General features: G+C 70.2%; 15 protein-coding genes. 11 read left to right on the top strand and 4 right to left on the bottom strand.

Annotation, left to right across the window (positions count from 1 at the left end; genetic code table 11):
• Position 1: 1 nt before the first annotated feature.
• The 3 genes from ABZU74_RS32485 to tkt form a co-directional block, all read right to left on the bottom strand.
• Positions 2-1,651, bottom strand: a complete 1,650-nt coding sequence (locus ABZU74_RS32485) for a glucose-6-phosphate isomerase (RefSeq protein ID WP_355432108.1) — start codon at positions 1,649-1,651, stop codon at positions 2-4.
• 67 nt (positions 1,652-1,718) lie between these two features.
• Positions 1,719-2,918, bottom strand: a complete 1,200-nt coding sequence (gene tal / locus ABZU74_RS32490) for a transaldolase (protein ID WP_355432111.1) — start codon at positions 2,916-2,918, stop codon at positions 1,719-1,721.
• 15 nt (positions 2,919-2,933) lie between these two features.
• The gene (gene tkt / locus ABZU74_RS32495) at positions 2,934-5,072 is read right to left on the bottom strand and encodes a transketolase (protein ID WP_355432114.1); all 2,139 of its coding nucleotides are present in this window, start codon (positions 5,070-5,072) and stop codon (positions 2,934-2,936) included.
• A gap of 266 nt (positions 5,073-5,338) precedes the next feature.
• Here tkt and ABZU74_RS32500 point away from each other — a divergent pair, with 266 nt between their 5' ends.
• The 3 genes from ABZU74_RS32500 (at position 5,339) to ABZU74_RS32510 (ending at position 8,019) form a co-directional block, all read left to right on the top strand.
• The gene (locus ABZU74_RS32500; protein ID WP_355432117.1) at positions 5,339-6,292 is read left to right on the top strand and encodes a heme o synthase; all 954 of its coding nucleotides are present in this window, start codon (positions 5,339-5,341) and stop codon (positions 6,290-6,292) included.
• Positions 6,293-6,748: 456 nt separating this feature from the next.
• On the top strand, positions 6,749-7,084 hold the full coding sequence (locus tag ABZU74_RS32505; RefSeq protein ID WP_091403682.1) for a hypothetical protein: 336 nt from the start codon (positions 6,749-6,751) through the stop codon (positions 7,082-7,084).
• Between the two features lie 14 nt (positions 7,085-7,098).
• Positions 7,099-8,019, top strand: coding sequence for a hypothetical protein (locus tag ABZU74_RS32510; protein ID WP_355432120.1), 921 nt, complete (start codon positions 7,099-7,101; stop codon positions 8,017-8,019).
• Between the two features lie 327 nt (positions 8,020-8,346).
• Here ABZU74_RS32510 and ABZU74_RS32515 read toward each other — a convergent pair whose 3' ends face one another.
• The gene (locus ABZU74_RS32515) at positions 8,347-9,312 is read right to left on the bottom strand and encodes a COX15/CtaA family protein (protein ID WP_355432123.1); all 966 of its coding nucleotides are present in this window, start codon (positions 9,310-9,312) and stop codon (positions 8,347-8,349) included.
• A gap of 155 nt (positions 9,313-9,467) precedes the next feature.
• On the opposite strand from ABZU74_RS32515, the gene ABZU74_RS32520 reads away from it, so the two are divergent.
• From ABZU74_RS32520 to ABZU74_RS32555, 8 genes are all read left to right on the top strand, one after another.
• Complete coding sequence (locus ABZU74_RS32520; RefSeq protein ID WP_355432139.1) at positions 9,468-10,211, top strand: ArsR family transcriptional regulator; 744 nt, start codon at positions 9,468-9,470, stop codon at positions 10,209-10,211.
• Entirely contained in the window at positions 10,208-11,638 is a 1,431-nt protein-coding gene (gene sufB, locus ABZU74_RS32525; RefSeq protein WP_234588434.1) for a Fe-S cluster assembly protein SufB, read from the top strand. The genes ABZU74_RS32520 and sufB overlap by 4 nt, the downstream gene beginning before the upstream one ends.
• A 57-nt stretch (positions 11,639-11,695) precedes the next feature.
• Positions 11,696-12,841, top strand: coding sequence for a Fe-S cluster assembly protein SufD (sufD, locus tag ABZU74_RS32530; protein WP_355432127.1), 1,146 nt, complete (start codon positions 11,696-11,698; stop codon positions 12,839-12,841).
• Positions 12,841-13,167 carry a non-heme iron oxygenase ferredoxin subunit gene (locus ABZU74_RS32535; RefSeq protein WP_091403693.1) on the top strand — a complete coding sequence of 109 codons (327 nt, stop codon included), beginning with the start codon at positions 12,841-12,843 and terminating at the stop codon, positions 13,165-13,167. The genes sufD and ABZU74_RS32535 overlap by 1 nt, the downstream gene beginning before the upstream one ends.
• Positions 13,167-13,940: a Fe-S cluster assembly ATPase SufC gene (gene sufC / locus ABZU74_RS32540; RefSeq protein WP_355432130.1), complete on the top strand. Its 774-nt coding sequence runs from the start codon at positions 13,167-13,169 to the stop codon at positions 13,938-13,940. Before ABZU74_RS32535 ends, sufC begins: the two co-directional genes overlap by 1 nt.
• 20 nt (positions 13,941-13,960) lie before the next feature.
• Complete coding sequence (locus tag ABZU74_RS32545; protein WP_355432133.1) at positions 13,961-15,265, top strand: cysteine desulfurase; 1,305 nt, start codon at positions 13,961-13,963, stop codon at positions 15,263-15,265.
• Positions 15,266-15,267: 2 nt separating this feature from the next.
• A complete protein-coding gene (gene sufU, locus ABZU74_RS32550; RefSeq protein WP_355049630.1) occupies positions 15,268-15,741 on the top strand; it encodes a Fe-S cluster assembly sulfur transfer protein SufU in 474 nt (157 codons plus the stop codon).
• Positions 15,742-15,808: 67 nt separating this feature from the next.
• Positions 15,809-16,255 (top strand): metal-sulfur cluster assembly factor, encoded by a 447-nt coding sequence (locus tag ABZU74_RS32555; protein WP_196924411.1) that lies wholly within the window; start codon positions 15,809-15,811, stop codon positions 16,253-16,255.
• Positions 16,256-16,322 lie beyond the last annotated feature (67 nt).

A 16,322-nucleotide genomic window follows, 5' to 3' on the forward strand; every position in this document is an offset into this window, starting at 1 on the left:
CTCACGCCCGCAGATCACCGGCCGCGTCCAGCAGTTGGGCGACACCGGCGGCCCGGTCGGTCAGGTGCAACCGCAGCACCGGCCGCTCCCGGCCGGCGAGGGCCTGCCGGTCCCCGGCGGCCTGCGCCGCCTGCAGCTCACCAAAGGTGTACGGCTTGCCCGGCACCGCCAGATCCTCGGCGACCGCGCCGGTCACCTGAAGGTAGCTGCCCACCTGCGGGCCGCCCTTGTGGTACTGGCCCGTCGAGTGCAGGAACCGGGGACCCCAACCGAAGGTGACCGGTCGCCCGCCCGCCTGGGCCAGCAGCGAGCGCAGCTGGGCCGCGTCGGCGTCGGCGAACCGGTCGAGGTACGCCATCACCGCGAGGTAACCGTCATCGCCCAGCCCGTCGAGCAGCCAGCGCAGCACGCCGGCCAGGTCCCCGGGGGCGCCCTGCGGGGCGTACACCTCGATCGCGCCCTCGGTGAACGACGGCGTCTCCGCCGGCAGGCCCGAGGCCAGGATCTTGTTGGTGTTCTCCTTGGACTCGGTGACGTTCGGCTGGTTGAACGGGTCGATGCCGAGCACCACCCCGGCCACCGCGGTGGCGTACTCCCAGGCCAGGAACTGCGCGCCCAGCGGGCCGTTGACGGCCACGTCCGGGGCGGCGCCACCGCCCGGCACGTCACCGGGGGCCAGCGCGCCGCCGTAGCTGACGGTCAGCACGTCCGCGCCGGTGGCGCCGGGGCTCTGCGGGGACTCCACGACCACCGGCAGGATGCCCACCCCGGCCTTGCCGGTCGACTCGGCGATCAGCTGCTCGGCCCAGTCGCCGAGCCCGTCGATGCCGGTGCCGTCGGAGACCAGGGCGACCTTGTCCCGGGCCAGCGTGGCCGCGGCACCCAGGGCGGCACCCAGCGCGAGCGCCGGGTTGTTCTGGTCCGCGCCGAGCGACGTGGCCAGCGCGTCTGCCTGGTCGAGCAGTTCCGCGACCTCGACCCCGGCCAGCGCCGAGGGCACCAGACCGAACGCGGTCAGCGCCGAGTACCGGCCTCCGACGTTCGGGTCGGCGAGCACTGTGAACGCGCCCATCTCGGTCGCGGTGGCCTCCAGCGGCGAACCCGGGTCGGTGACGATGACGAAGTGCCGGCCGGCCTCCGCCTCGGTCATCCCGGCGTCCAGGAACGCCTGCCAGTACGCGCGCCGGTGGCTGTCGGTCTCCACCGTCGACCCGGACTTGCTGGCCACCACCACGACGGTGCGCTCCAGCCGGTCACCGAGCGCCGCCCGGACCTGGCCCGGGTCGGTGGTGTCCAGCACGGTCAGCGGGCGACCCAGCGTCCGAGTGATCACCTCTGGCGCGAGCGACGAGCCGCCCATGCCGGCGAGCACCACGTGATCCAGGTCGGCCAGCTCGGCGGTCAGCTCGGCCAACTGCACGAGCAGCTCGCGGCTGCGCCGGTGGGTGTCCACCCAACCCAGCCGGACCTTCGCCTCAGCCTCGGCGTCCGGACCCCACAGGCTCGCGTCCTTGCCCGCCAGCTTGCCCGGGACGCCGGCCTTGACCAGCGCGTCCCGGGTCGAGGCGGGCGCGGCCTTGTCGACCGCGTCCGCGCCGTACACGGCGAGCCCGGCGGCTGCCTCCACCGGCCCAGCCATCAGGTCACTCATGCCGTCACTCCGCTTCGCTGCGTGCCGCCGTGGGAACCCATGGCGCTGAGCTTGCTGATGGGGTCGCTCATGCGCCACCGGCCTTCTCGGCGGCCTTGGCGTTGCCCTTGGCCGCCTTGTTCGGAGCACCTTTGCCGGTGCCGGCCGCCGCCAGCGACTTGCTGACGCCGTCGAGCAGCTCCTGCCAGCTCGCCTCGAACTTCTCCACACCCTCGCGCTCGAGGGTGGCGATCACGTCGGCCATGTCCACCCCGACCGACTCCAGGTCCGCGAAGACCTTCCGGGCCGCGTCGTAGGCACCGGTGACGGTGTCGCCGCGCGTCTCGCCATGGTCGGCGTACGCGTGGATGACCGCCTCCGGCATCGTGTTGACCGTGCCGGGGGCGATCAGCTCCTCGACGTAGATCACGTCCCGGTAGTCCGGGTTCTTCGTCGAGGTGGAGGCCCACAACGGCCGCTGCGGGTGCGCTCCGGCGGCCTCGAGTGCCTTCCAACGGTCCGAGGAGAAGACCTCGGAGTAGCGCTCGTACGCCAGCTGTGCGTTGGCCACGGCGGCGCGCCCCTTGAGTCCCACCGCGCGCTCTTTGCCTGCGCTGTCGGCGGCCTTGTCGGCCATCCGGTCCAGTCGCTTGTCGACCTCGGAATCGACGCGGGAGACGAAGAACGACGCGACCGAGCCGATCTTCGACAGGTCGTGACCGTTGGCCTTGGCCTGCTCCAGACCGGCCAGGAAAGCCTCCATGACCGCCGAGTAGCGGTCCAGACCGAAGATCAGCGTCACGTTGACGCTGATCCCCTCGGCCAGGGTGTCGGTGATCGCCGACAGGCCCTCCTCGGTGGCCGGGATCTTGATGAAGAGGTTGGGCCGGTCGACCAGCCACCACAGCGCCTTGGCCTCGGCGACCGTCTTTTCCGCGTCGTGCGCGCTGCGCGGGTCCACCTCGATCGAGACCCGGCCGTCCACGCCAGCGCTGCCGTCGTACGACGGGCGCATCACGTCGCAGGCCCACCGTACGTCGTACGTGGTGAGCATCCGCACGGCCTCTTCCACGTCCACGCCACGGATGGCGAGGTCACGCAGCTGCCAGTTGTACTCGTCGGCGTCGCTCAGCGCCTTCGCGAAGATCGTCGGGTTGGTGGTAACACCGGCCACGTGCTTCTCGCGGCGCAGCTGGTCCAGCCCGCCGGAGCTCAAACGCACCCGGGAAAGATCGTCGAGCCACACCGCCACACCCGCGGCGGTGAGCTCATTCAGCTTGTCCGTCATGCCGTCCACGCTCCCTCAGTTTCCGGTCGTGAAACCGGTGATGTCGCCCACCCGGGCCAGCGAGGCGTGTGCTGCCGCCACGATCCGGTCGGGGGTGAACCCGAACTGCTCGAAGAGCACGGTGTGCGGGGCACTCGCTCCGTAGTGCTCCAGGCTCACACTCTCGCCCAGGTCACCGACGACGCCGCGCCAGGACATCGCGATGCCCGCTTCCACGCTCACCCGTGCCTTTACCCCGCGTGGGAGCACCGACTCCCGGTATGCCTCGTCCTGCTCGTAGAACCACTCCTGGCAGGGCATCGAGACGACCCGGGTCGGGGTGCCGTCGGCCTCCAGCCGCTCCCGGGCGGTCAGGCAGAGCTGCACCTCGGAACCGGTGCCGACGATGATCACCTGAGGCTTGCCGTTGGACGCCTCGGCCAGCACGTAGCCGCCCTTGGTCACGCCCTCCGCGCTGCACAGGACGTCGCGGTCCATGGTCGGCAGCGGCTGACGGCTCAGCGCCAGCGCGGTGGGCCGGTCGGTGTGCTCCAGCGCCTGCCGCCAGGCCCAGGCGGTCTCGTTGGCGTCCGCCGGCCGGACCACGTCCAGGCCCGGGATGGCGCGCAGCGCGGTCAGGTGCTCCACCGGCTGGTGGGTCGGGCCGTCCTCGCCGAGGCCGATCGAGTCGTGCGTCCAGACGTAGGTAACCGGCAGCTTCATCAACGCCGCCAGCCGCACCGACGGACGCATGTAGTCGCTGAAGACCAGGAACGTGCCGCCGTACGGGCGGGTGCCGCCGTGCAGGGCGATGCCGTTGAGGATCGCGCCCATGGCGTGCTCACGGATGCCGAAGTGCAGCGTGCGGCCGTACTCGTGACCGGGGAAGTCCTTGGTGGCGTGCGCGGCCGGGATGAACGACGGCTCGCCCTTCATCGTGGTGTTGTTGCTCTCGGCCAGGTCGGCCGAGCCGCCCCACAGCTCCGGGAGCACCGGCGCGAGCGCCTCCAGCACCTTGCCGGAGGCGGCCCGGGTGGCCACCCCCTTGGCGTCCGCGGGGAAGACCGGCAACGCGTTGGTCCAGCCGTCCGGGAGTACGCGGCCAGCCAGCCGCTCGTAGAGCGCGGTGCGCTCCGGGTTGGCCTTCTTCCAGGCGTCGAACGCGGTGGTCCACTCCTGCTGGGCGTCGGAGCCACGGCCCATCACCGTGCGGGCGTGGCTGAGCACCTCCTCGTCGACCTGGAAGGTCTGCTCCGGGTCGAAGTCGAGGATCCGCTTGGTGGCCTTCACCTCGTCGGCGCCGAGCGCCGAGCCGTGGATCTTGCCGGTGTTCTGCTTGTTCGGCGCGGGCCAGCCGATGATGGTGCGCAGCGCGATGAAGGAGGGGCGGGCGGTCTCCGCCCGGGCGGCCACCAGCGCCGCGTACAGCGCCTCGGCGTCCTCGTGGTAGTCGCCCTGGTCGGCGTCGCCGCTGCGCCAGTCGACGGTCTGCACGTGCCAGCCGTACGCCTCGTAGCGGGCGGCCACGTCCTCGCTCTTGGCGATCCGGGTGTCGTCCTCGATGGAGATCTCGTTGTCGTCGTAGATCACCGTGAGGTTGCCCAGCTGCTGGTGCCCGGCGAGGGCGCTGGCCTCGTGGCTGATGCCCTCCTCGATGTCACCGTCGGAGACGATGCACCAGATGTTGTGGTCGAAGACGGACGCGCCGAGCTCGGCCTCGGGGTCGAACAGGCCGCGCTCGCGGCGGGCCGCCATGGCCATGCCGACCGCGTTGCCCAGACCCTGCCCGAGCGGGCCGGTGGTGGTCTCCACGCCCGGCGTGTGCCCGTGCTCGGGATGCCCCGGCGTCTGCGAGCCCCACTGCCGCAGCGACTTCAGGTCGCCCAGGCTCAGCGGGTAACCCGAGAGGAACAGCTGGATGTAGAGCGTCAGGCTGGAGTGCCCGGCGGAGAGAACGAACCGGTCGCGGCCGGGCCAGTTCGGGTCGGCCGGGTTGTGCCGCATGACGCGGTTGAAGAGGAGGTACGCCGCGGGCGCGAGGCTCATCGCGGTGCCCGGGTGGCCGTTGCCGGATTTCTCTACGGCGTCCATGGCCAGCACGCGGACGGTGTCTACGGCCCGGCGATCGAGGTCGGACCAGTTCAGTGCGGAGTGCTCGGGTCGTTTAACAGCCACGATGGTTGTGCTCCTCGGCAGATGGGCGGAACCCTCACCGATGACCTTATCGAGCGTCCCTAAACGTGCGCCCGGGGATCTGCGCATGGTGTGCGCTACGTGACCATCCGGATGCTTGGTTCAACCCGGTGGTGTGACGGCCCGCACCGTTCTCGGGTCGGCCGGGCAGCCAAAACGACGACGCGTAGTGTGTGGGTCGGTATGCGGACCCAGGCGGTCCCGACCGATCCGATCTCCCCGTGCCCGATGCCGGAAGGTGGCAATCCGTGAGCATGATCACCGAGCGCCCCGCGAGCAACCCGGCCGGGCAGCACCCGGCGCGGGCGGCCGAGGGCCCGGTGGCCCGGCGGGACGTACGCGCGGTCATCTCGGCGTACGTGACGCTCACCAAGCCGCGGATCGTCGAGTTGCTGCTGGTCACCACCATCCCGGCGATGATGCTCGCCGAGGGCGGGCTGCCGTCGCTGTGGCTGATGGCCATCGTGCTGATCGGTGGCTCGCTCGCCGCCGGCGCGGCAAGCGTCCTCAACTGCTACATCGACCGGGACATCGACCAGCTGATGCGGCGGACCAAGCGTCGGCCGCTGCCGGCGCACACCGTGTCGCCGCGCAGCGCGTTGATCTTCGGTCTGGTGCTGGCGGCGGTGTCGGTGGCCCTGATGGCGGCGTTCACCAACCTGCTGGCCGCCGGGCTGACCCTCGCCGCGATCGCCTACTACGACCTCGTCTACACCCTGTGGCTCAAGCGCTCCACCCCGACGAACACGTTCTGGGGCGGCGCCTGCGGCGCGGCGCCGGTGCTGATCGGGTGGGCGGCGGTGACCGGCTCGCTGGCGCCGGCCGCCTGGGGGCTCTTCGCGGTGGTCTTCTTCTGGCAGATGCCGCACTTCTACCCGCTCGCCATGAAGTACAAGGACGACTACGCCCGGGCCGGCATCCCGATGCTGCCGGTGGTGGCCTCGATCCGCCGGGTGAACGCCGAGATCCTGATCTTCGCGTGGCTCACCGTGCTCACCTCCCTGGCCGTCTGGCCGCTGGGGCTCAGCGCGATCTACGGGGTGCCGACCCTGGTGGTGGGTGCCATCTTCGTGGTCGAGGCACACCGGCTCTGCCGGCGCGCTACGCGCGGCGAGGCGGTCAAGCCGATGCGGCTGTTCCACTGGTCGACGACGTACCTGACGATCGTCTTCGTGGCCGTCGCGCTCGACGCGCTGATCTGACCCGTCCCGCACGACCTTCGGGTCTGGTGCGATGCGCTCGTCTCCGGCGGCTGCCGCTGACTGTCGGCTTCCGCGCCGCGGCTCTGCTTCTCGGCTCCTGCGCTGCCCGTCGATTGGTGCGGCGGCCGCTGCCGGTCGGTTGGGTGCGGCGGCCGCTGCCGTTGGTTGGTGCGTGGGGTCCTGCCCGGCGGCGAATCGTGCCGATGATCTACTGACTAATCATGGACGTGGATGAGTTGTCCGGGTTTAACGTCACATCAGAGTAACTTTCGGCATGAGTCGGATCGGCTCAACCCGGGGCGGTTCGGAAGGGATTTGCCGACGTGGTTGAGCGCAAAAGTCCGCATATAATCGGACAGTCAACCTGTGGTCAGCCTTAAACCTGTAGGTAATTGGCATCACAAAAGGTTCATGGTTCTCGCCCGACGGGGTGCAACTCTGCTTAGGCTTCGCGTTATGGCAGATGGTTCCGATACGACGCTGACGGCCGAGCAGACCGCCGGCGAGCAGGCGCCTCAGGGCCTGGTCGCAGGCCTCAAGGCGTTCGCGGCCGGACACGGCGGCGCGAAGGCGGTCATCGAGTACGTCGGCAAGCGTGGCGCACGGATCGTCCTGGTGGGCTCCGACGGTGAGTGGGGCGACCAGTTCGCCGACGACACCGTCACCGCCCGGGAGGCGTGCGCCAAGGCGGGAGTCACCGTCGAGAACGCCTGGGAGCGTGAGCTGATGGACCAGATGCGTCCGAGCAACGACCTCTGGCGGTCGATGGCCCGGCGCACGATGGCCCGTTGAAATAGACAGCTGAATTGACCACCCATCACCAGTCGACCCGGGGGAAACCCCGGGTCGCTCTCGTCACCTGCGCCGACCTGGCCGACCTCGACCCGGACGACCGGCTGGTCCTCGCCCCGCTCGCCGTCCGTGACGTCGCCGTCCAGACCGTCATCTGGGACGACCCCGACGTCGACTGGTCTTCCTACGACCTGGTCGTGCTCCGCTCACCCTGGGACTACGCGCTCCGCCGCGACGAGTTCGTGTCCTGGGCGGCCACCGTTCCGGCGTTGGTCAACCCGGCCGACGTGGTCCGCTGGAACACCGACAAGCGCTACCTCGCCGAGCTGAGCGCCGCCGGGGTGCCGACCGTGCCGACGTCGTGGATCGAGCCGGGGGAGAGCTGGCAGTTGCCCGCCGAGACCGGCGAGTACGTGCTCAAGCCCGCGGTCAGCGCCGGCAGCCAGGACACCGGCCGATACGACCTGGCCGACCCGGAGCACCGCGACCTGGCCACCGCACACGTTCGCCGGCTCTCCGCGGCCGGTCGGGTGACAATGGTCCAGCCGTACCTCCGTGCCGTCGACACCGAGGGTGAGACGGCGCTGCTCTTCCTGGCCGGCCCGGACGGGCTCGTGTTCAGCCACGCGATCCGCAAGGGTCCGATGCTGACCGGGCCGGATCTCGGCCCGGACGGCCTCTACAAGGCCGAAGAGATCAGCGCCCGCACCGCCCGCCCCGAACAGCTGGCGGTAGCGGAGCAGACCCTCGCGGCGGTGCCCGGTGGCACTCGACAACTGCTCTACGCCCGGGTCGACCTGATCCCCGGCCCGGACGGCGCCCCCGTCCTGGTCGAGCTGGAGCTGACCGAGCCGTCCCTCTTCATCGGGTACGCGGACGGAGCCCCCGACCGCCTCGCCACCGCGATCACCACCCACCTGACCCGCACCGCGTGACCCGCACCACCTGATCCCGGCCGCCGCGCAACATCCTGGTTGTAGTGGCGTCGGAGCGTCGCTGAGGCCACCACATTCTGGTTCCAGCACGATCTTGCGGCCGTGAGCGCCCCGAACCCTGCTCCCGGTCCCTCGGGGCGCTGTGTGTCGCCACAATCTGGGCAACTTCGGGGAAGTTGCGTCGCGCGGACCGCCGAGCCGCTGGGCGCGGGCGGCGGGGCGTAGGCCGCGGGCCGTGGGGCGCGGACCGCCGCCCGTTAAGCGGCCGAGCGGCCAGCGGCCGGGCGATCAAGCGGTCAGGCAGCCAGCGGCCGGGCACCCCAGCGGTCAGGCGGTGACTGGGACCGGGGCGGCGGCGTCGGTCGGGGCGGCCTGGGTGGCCGGCGCGACCGGGCGGCGTTCCCGGGTGGACCACTGCACCGCCAGGGCGGCCAGCAGCACCAGGCAGGAACCGAGCATGTGCGCGCCGACCAGGAGCGCCGGCAGGTGGGTGAAGTACTGCACGAACCCGATCAGGCCCTGACTCAGCTCCACGGCGACCAGGATGATCGCGGCGCGGGTGGCGCGCTGCGCGCCAACGGCGCGGAACGCGAAGATCAGCGCCACCGACAGCCCGATCAGCAGGAAGACGCCGTCCGCGTGCACCTGCGAGATCGTCTCCGGGTCGAGCCCGTTGCGGGCGGCGCCGTGGTCGCCGGCGTGTGGGCCGCTGCCGGTGACCCAGGTGCCGATGACCAGCACGGCGACGGTGACGCCGGTGGTGACCCGGGCCAGCGCGCGCAGGGGTGCGGGTACCACGGCCACGGTCGGGCCGTCGGAGTCGCCGATGCGTCGCCAGAGGGCGTACGCGGCGGCGATCACCGCCATCGAGGCGAGGAAGTGCAGCCCGACCACCCACGGGTTGAGGTTGGTCAGCACGGTGATGCCACCGACGACCGCCTGGGCGGGGATGCCCAGGAAGACCGCGACGGCCAGCGCGAGGAGCCCGGGTCGGCGGGGCCGGTGCAGCAGTACGGCGAGCACGGTGGCCAGCGCGATGAGGCCCACCGCGAAGGTCAGCATCCGGTTGCTGAACTCGATCACCCCGTACACGCCCATCTCGGGCGTGGTGACGTAGGAATCGTCGGTGCACCGGGGCCAGGTGGGGCAGCCGAGGCCCGAGGCGGTCAACCGGACGGCCCCGCCGGTGACGACGATGCCCACGTTCGCGATGATCGAGGCGAGCGCGAGGCGGCGCAGCAGGATGCCGGAGACCGGACGGACGATTCGGTTCACGGCGCAAATCCTACGCACCGTAGTGATCGAGGTTCGTCCGACTCCGTCGGCGCGGTGGTTGGGATCACCGGGGCCCAGGTTTGCGACCCTCCGGGTAATTACGTAACGTTGGCGTTGTGAAAAACGCGGCGGCGCTCTCCGGGCACCAACCGACGGCTGTACCGGCCGTCGGTGTGCACGCGTCTGCGCCCGCCGTGACCACGTCGGCCGGCCTCGCCGGACCGGCGGCGGCCGAGATCTCCACCCGGGATCGGGTGACCCGGTTGCTGCTGGAGCAGGGTGCCACCACGGCCGCGCAGCTTGGTGCGGCGCTCGGGCTCAGTCCGGCGGCGATCCGCCGGCACCTGGACGCGATGCTCGCCGACGGTGACGTGTACGCCCGCGAGCAGACCGTGCTCGGCAGTCGCGGGCGGGGGCGCCCGGCCAAGGTGTTCTTGTTGACCGAGGCCGCCCGGGTCCGCTGTGGCACACACCACTACGACAACATGGCGACCGCCGCGCTGCGATGGATCGCCCGCAGCGGCGGCTCGGACGCGGTCGAGGCGTTCGCCACCGAGCAGGTGTCCGCTCTCGAGTCCCGTTGTCGGACGGCCATGGAGGACGCCGGCGACGACCCTCTCGCCCGCGCCGAGGCACTCGCCGCAGCGCTCACCGCCGAGGGTTACGCTGCCAACGCGACCACGATCGCCTCCGGCGGTCAGCTCTGTCAGCACCACTGCCCGGTGGCGCACGTGGCCGCCGAGTTTCCCCAGCTGTGCGAGGCCGAGACTGCGGTTATCTCCCGTCTGGTCGGCACCCACGTGCAGCGTCTTGCCACCATCGCGCACGGCGACGGGGTGTGCACCACGCACATCCCGACCCAGCCGGGCCGCGTTCAATCCGGTAATCCCGTCACCACTGTGAGGACAGATAGATGACCGAGCAGATCGTCCAGCCCCTGACCCAGGAAGAGCAGCTCGCCGCCCTGGGCCGGTACGAGTACGGCTGGTCCGACCCGGACGCCGCCGGGGCGGTCGCCCAGCGCGGCATCAACGAGGCGGTGGTGCGGGACATCTCGGCCAAGAAGAACGAGCCGGCGTGGATGCTCGACCTGCGGCTGAAGGGCCTGCGGCTGTTCGGCCGTAAGCCGATGCCGGCCTGGGGCGCGGACCTCACCGGGATCGACTTCGACAACATCAAGTACTTCGTGCGGTCCACCGAGAAGCAGGCCACCAGCTGGGAGGACCTGCCCGAGGACATCAAGAACACCTACGACCGGCTGGGCATCCCGGAGGCGGAGAAGCAGCGCCTGGTCGCCGGTGTCGCGGCGCAGTACGAGTCGGAGGTCGTCTACCACAAGATCCGCGAGGACCTTGAGGAGCAGGGCGTCCTCTTCCTGGACACCGACACGGCGCTGCGCGAGCACGAGGACGTCTTCAAGGAGTACTTCGGCACGGTGATCCCGGTCGGCGACAACAAGTTCGCCGCCCTGAACACCTCGGTGTGGTCCGGTGGTTCGTTCATCTACGTGCCGAAGGGTGTGCACGTCGAGATTCCGCTGCAGGCCTACTTCCGGATCAACACGGAGAACATGGGCCAGTTCGAGCGGACGCTGATCATCGTCGACGAGGGCGCGTACGTGCACTACGTCGAGGGCTGCACCGCGCCGCTCTACTCCTCCGACTCGCTGCACAGCGCGGTCGTGGAGATCATCGTCAAGAAGAACGCGCGCTGCCGCTACACGACCATCCAGAACTGGTCGAACAACGTCTACAACCTGGTCACCAAGCGCGCCGTCTGCCACGAGGGCGCGACCATGGAGTGGGTCGACGGCAACATCGGCTCCAAGGTGACCATGAAGTACCCGGCGGTCTACATGACCGGCGAGCACGCCAAGGGCGAGGTGCTCTCGGTGGCGATGGCCGGCGAGGGTCAGCACCAGGACGCCGGCGCCAAGATGGTGCACGCCGCGCCGCACACCTCCTCGTCCATCATCTCCAAGTCGATCGCCCGTGGCGGCGGCCGCACCTCGTACCGGGGTCTGGTGCAGGTGCTGGAGGGTTCGCACCACAGCCGGAGCACGGTCAAGTGCGATGCGCTGCTGGTCGACACCATCTCCCGCTCGGACACCTACCCGTACGTCGACATCCGCGAGGACGACGTGTCGATGGGGCACGAGGCGACCGTCTCCAAGATCAGCGACGACCAGCTCTTCTACCTGATGAGCCGGGGCCTGAGCGAGGACGAGGCGATGGCCATGATCGTGCGCGGCTTCATCGAGCCGATCGCCAAGGAGCTTCCGATGGAGTACGCCCTGGAGCTCAACCGCCTGATCGAGCTTCAGATGGAGGGCGCGGTCGGCTGACGCCGCCCGCCCTACCGAGCACCTGACACCGTCGTCGTTGAACAGACCAAGGAAGAAATGACTACCCAGGCTTCCGCGCCGCCGCCCAGCACCAAGTCGCAGGCGCTGCGCTCGTACGACGTCGCCGACTTCCCGGCCCTCACCGGCCTGGAGGAGGAGTGGCGCTTCACCCCGCTCAAGCGCCTCCGCGGCCTGACCACTGAGGCGCCGGCTGCGGCAGGCGCGGTCCGACACGAGTACGGCGACCTGCCCGAGGGCGTCGCCATCACCCGGGTCGGCCGTGACGACGACCGGATCGGCAGTGTGCTGACCCCGGTCGACCGGGTCAGCGCGCTGGCCTACGGTGCCGCCGCCGACGCCCTGCTGCTGCGGGTGGCCCCCGACGTGGTGCTCGGCGAGCCGGTGCGGCTGCGGGTGGTCGGCGGCGGCGTCGAGCAGCCGGCGTTCGGGCACACCTTCGTCGAGGTGGGCCGGTTCGCCGAGGCGACAGTGGTGCTGGAGCACGTCGGGTCGGCCACCCTGGCCGACAACGTCGAGGTCGCCGTGGCCGACGGCGCGAAGCTGACGCTCGTCACGGTCGCCGACTGGGCCGACGACGCCGTCCAGGCCCAGCACCTGAAGATCAAGCTGGGTCGGGACGCCAAGGTCATCCACATCCAGGTGTCCCTGGGTGGCGACCTGGTCCGGCAGTTCACCAGCGTGGAATACACCGGGCGGGGCGGCGAGGCCGAGCTGTACGGCGTCTACTTCGCCGACTCCGGCCAGCACCTGGAGCACCGGCAGTTGGTCGACCACACCGTCCCCGACTGCCGCAGCTACGTCGGTTACCGGGGCGCTCTGCAGGGCGAGAGCGCGCACACCGTCTGGGTGGGTGACGTGCTCATCCGGGCCGAGGCGACGGGCACCGACACGTACGAGATCAACCGGAACCTGCTGCTCACCGATGGCGCGCGGGCGGACTCCGTACCCAATCTGGAGATCGAGACCGGCGAGATCGCCGGCGCCGGCCACGCCAGCGCGACCGGCCGCTTCGATGACGAGCAGCTGTTCTACCTGATGGCCCGGGGCATTCCGGAGAGTGAGGCCCGCCGGCTGGTGGTCCGTGGTTTCTTCGCCGAGCTGATCAACAAGATCCCGGTGGAGTCGCTGCGCGAGAGCCTCGGCGACGCGATCGAGGCCCGGCTGACCAAGGCGGGCGCTTGATGATCCGAATCTGCTCCACCGAGGACGTGCCGAAGGGCACCGCCATCAGCGCGGACGTCGACGGCACGCCGATCGCACTGGTGCACGGCGAGGACGGCGGCTTCTACGCCGCGTACGACGAGTGCTCGCACGCCTCGGTCGCCCTCTCCGAGGGTGAGGTCGACGGCTGCACGCTCGAGTGCTGGCTGCACGGCTCGCGCTTCGACCTGCGCACCGGCGAGCCGACCGGCCTGCCCGCCACCGAACCCGTCCCCGTCTACCCCGTCGAAGTTCGCGACGGCGACATCTACCTCAGCCTGACGCCGAGTAATGGAGTGACCCGATAATGAGCACCCTGGAGATCCGCGACCTGAAGGTGTCGGTCAAGCTGCCCGAGGGTGAGCTCAAGCCGATCCTGCATGGGGTAGACCTGACGGTTAATTCGGGAAGCACCCACGCGATCATGGGCCCGAACGGTTCCGGCAAGTCCACCCTGGCGTACTCGATCGCCGGTCACCCCAAGTACGAGATCACCGGCGGCACGGTGACCCTCGACGGCGAGGACGTGCTCGCCATGACGGTCGACGAGCGCGCCCGCGCCGGCCTCTTCCTGGCCATGCAGTACCCGGTCGAGGTGCCCGGCGTCTCGGTGGCGAACTTCCTGCGGACCGCGAAGACCGCCATCGACGGCGAGGCGCCGAAGCTCCGTACCTGGGGCGGCGAGCTGCGCGGCGCGATGGAGCGTCTCCAGATGGACCCGGCGTTCGCCCAGCGCAACGTCAACGAGGGCTTCTCCGGTGGTGAGAAGAAGCGGCACGAGATCGTCCAGCTGGAGCTGCTCAAGCCGAAGATCGCGATCCTCGACGAGACCGACTCCGGTCTCGACGTGGACGCGCTGCGCGTGGTCAGCGAGGGCGTCAACCGGGTCCGCGACACCGGCGACACCGGCGTGCTGCTGATCACCCACTACACCCGGATCCTGCGCTACATCAAGCCGGACTTCGTGCACGTCTTCGTGTCCGGCCGGATCGTCGAGCAGGGCGGCCCGGAGCTGGCCGACAAGCTTGAGGCCGAGGGCTACGAGCGGTACGCCGCCGGGGCCGGCACGGCCAAGGCCTGAGCGGGAGAGGCGCTGCCGAGATGACCAGCATCGCGATCCCTTCGGGGATGCCGCAGTACGACGACGTGCCGCGTTTCGACGTGGCCCGGGTGCGCGCCGACTTCCCGATCCTCGATCGGGACATCAACGGGCACCCGCTGGTCTACCTCGACAGCGCCAACACCTCGCACAAACCCCGCCAGGTGCTCGATGTGCTCGACGAGCACTACGCGCGGCACAACGCCAACGTGTCGCGCTCGGTGCACACCCTGGGCACCGAGGCCACCGAGGCGTACGAGGGTGCGCGGGCGAAGGTCGCCGCGTTCATCAACGCGCCGAGCGTCGACGAGGTGGTGTTCACGAAGAACTCCACCGAGGCGATCAACATCGTGGCGTACGCCTTCTCGAACGCCTCGCTGCGCCCGGACGCCGACCCCCGGTTCCGGCTGGGGCCCGGCGACGAGGTGGTGATCTCCGAGATGGAGCACCACTCGAACATCGTCCCGTGGCAGCTGCTCTGCGAGCGGACCGGCGCGACCCTGCGCTGGTTCCCGGTCACCGACCAGGGTCGGCTGGACGAGTCGGGCCTGGAGGACCTGGTCACCGAACGGACGAAGATCGTCTCGCTGGTGCACGTGTCCAACATCCTCGGCACTGTCAACGCCACCTCCCGGATCACCGCGCGGGTCCGTGAGGTGGGCGCGCTGCTGCTGCTGGACTGCTCGCAGTCGGTGCCGCACCTGCCCATCGACGTGGTCGACCTGGACGCCGACTACATCGTCTTCACCGGCCACAAGATGTGCGGTCCGACCGGCATCGGCGTGCTCTGGGGTCGCGGTGAGCTGCTGGCGGCGATGCCGCCGGTGATGGGCGGCGGCTCGATGATCGAGACGGTCACCATGGCCCGCTCGACGTTCGCCGCGCCGCCGGCCCGCTTCGAGGCGGGCACCCCGCCGATCGCCGAGGCGGTCGCGCTCGGTGCGGCGGTGGATTATCTGACCGGCATCGGGATGCAGGCCATCCAGTGGCACGAGAAGGAGCTGACGGCGTACGCGCTGGACGCTCTCGGCTCGGTGCCGGACCTGCGGATCTTCGGCCCGACCGTGCCGGTGGGCCGGGGTGGCACCATCTCGTTCGCGCTGGGTGACGTGCACCCGCACGACGTGGGTCAGGTGCTCGACTCGCTCGGCGTGCAGGTGCGGGTGGGCCACCACTGTGCCAAGCCGGTGTGCAGCCGGTTCGGCGTCCCGGCGATGACCCGGGCCTCGTTCTACCTCTACACCACCATGGAGGAGATCGACGCTCTGGTGGCCGGTCTGGAGCAGGTGCGGAAGGTGTTCGACTGATGGTGCAGCTGGATCAGCTCTACCAGGAAATCATCCTGGATCACTACAAGCATCCGCACGGGCGTGGCCTGCGCGACGCCGACGACCCGGGCGACCAGGTCGCGGAGGCGCACCACGTCAACCCCACCTGCGGTGACGAGGTCACCGTGCGGGTGGCCACCGACGGCACGGTGCTGCACGACATCTCGTACGACGGGATGGGCTGCTCGATCAGCCAGGCCTCGGCGAGCGTCTTGCACGAACTGCTGCGCGGTCGGGGCGCCGGGGAAGCATTCGAGGTGCACGAGGCGTTCGTGGAGTTGATGTCCGGACGTGGCCAGGTCACGCCGGACGAGGACGTGCTCGGTGACGGGGTTGCTTTCGCGGGTGTGGCCCGTTACCCCGCCCGGGTCAAGTGCGCGCTGCTGCCGTGGATGGCGTTCAAGGACGCCGCGGCACGCGCCGGTGTGGGCGTGAGCCCGGAGGTGAAGGCGTGACGGTGCGTCAGCGAGCGAATGACACCGTGGTGCCTTGTGGCATCACACAGCGATGCGGAGGGACGGCATGAGCGAGAACACCGCTACTGAGGCGACGCCGGAGGCCGGTGACACCACAGTGGTGCCGCAGACCGACGCCGCGACGACCGACGGCACCGGTGACGCCGCCGCTCCTGCGGGCGGCGTCAGCAAGGCCATGATCGCCGACATCGAGGAGGCGATGAAGGACGTCGTCGACCCGGAGCTCGGCATCAACGTGGTCGACCTGGGCCTCGTGTACGGCGTCCACGTCGACGACGAAAATGTCGCCACCTTGGACATGACGCTCACCTCGGCGGCCTGCCCGCTGACCGACGTCATCGAGGACCAGACCCGGCAGGCGCTGACCACCGGCCCCGGCGGCGGCCTGGTCAGTGACATCCGGATCAACTGGGTGTGGCTCCCGCCGTGGGGCCCGGACAAGATCACGGACGAGGGTCGGGACCAGCTCCGTTCCCTCGGCTTCAACGTCTGACCTGATCCCACGTCGTGGGGGGGGGGTACCCGGAGGGGGGCCCCGGGGGCCCGTGGGCGCCCCCCGC

This window comes from Micromonospora sp. NPDC005171, assembly GCF_040608575.1.
In the GTDB taxonomy this organism is placed as follows: Bacteria; Actinomycetota; Actinomycetes; order Mycobacteriales; family Micromonosporaceae; genus Micromonospora.

Coding starts and splice junctions, on each gene's coding strand:
- ABZU74_RS32545 (WP_355432133.1), top strand. CDS start 13,961: ATGACCAGCATCGCGATCCCTTCGGGGATGCCGCAGTACGACGACGTG.
- sufC (WP_355432130.1), top strand. CDS start 13,167: ATGAGCACCCTGGAGATCCGCGACCTGAAGGTGTCGGTCAAGCTGCCC.
- ABZU74_RS32535 (WP_091403693.1), top strand. CDS start 12,841: ATGATCCGAATCTGCTCCACCGAGGACGTGCCGAAGGGCACCGCCATC.
- ABZU74_RS32485 (WP_355432108.1), bottom strand. CDS start 1,651: ATGAGTGACCTGATGGCTGGGCCGGTGGAGGCAGCCGCCGGGCTCGCC.
- tal (WP_355432111.1), bottom strand. CDS start 2,918: ATGACGGACAAGCTGAATGAGCTCACCGCCGCGGGTGTGGCGGTGTGG.
- ABZU74_RS32555 (WP_196924411.1), top strand. CDS start 15,809: ATGAGCGAGAACACCGCTACTGAGGCGACGCCGGAGGCCGGTGACACC.
- ABZU74_RS32505 (WP_091403682.1), top strand. CDS start 6,749: ATGGCAGATGGTTCCGATACGACGCTGACGGCCGAGCAGACCGCCGGC.
- sufD (WP_355432127.1), top strand. CDS start 11,696: ATGACTACCCAGGCTTCCGCGCCGCCGCCCAGCACCAAGTCGCAGGCG.
- sufB (WP_234588434.1), top strand. CDS start 10,208: ATGACCGAGCAGATCGTCCAGCCCCTGACCCAGGAAGAGCAGCTCGCC.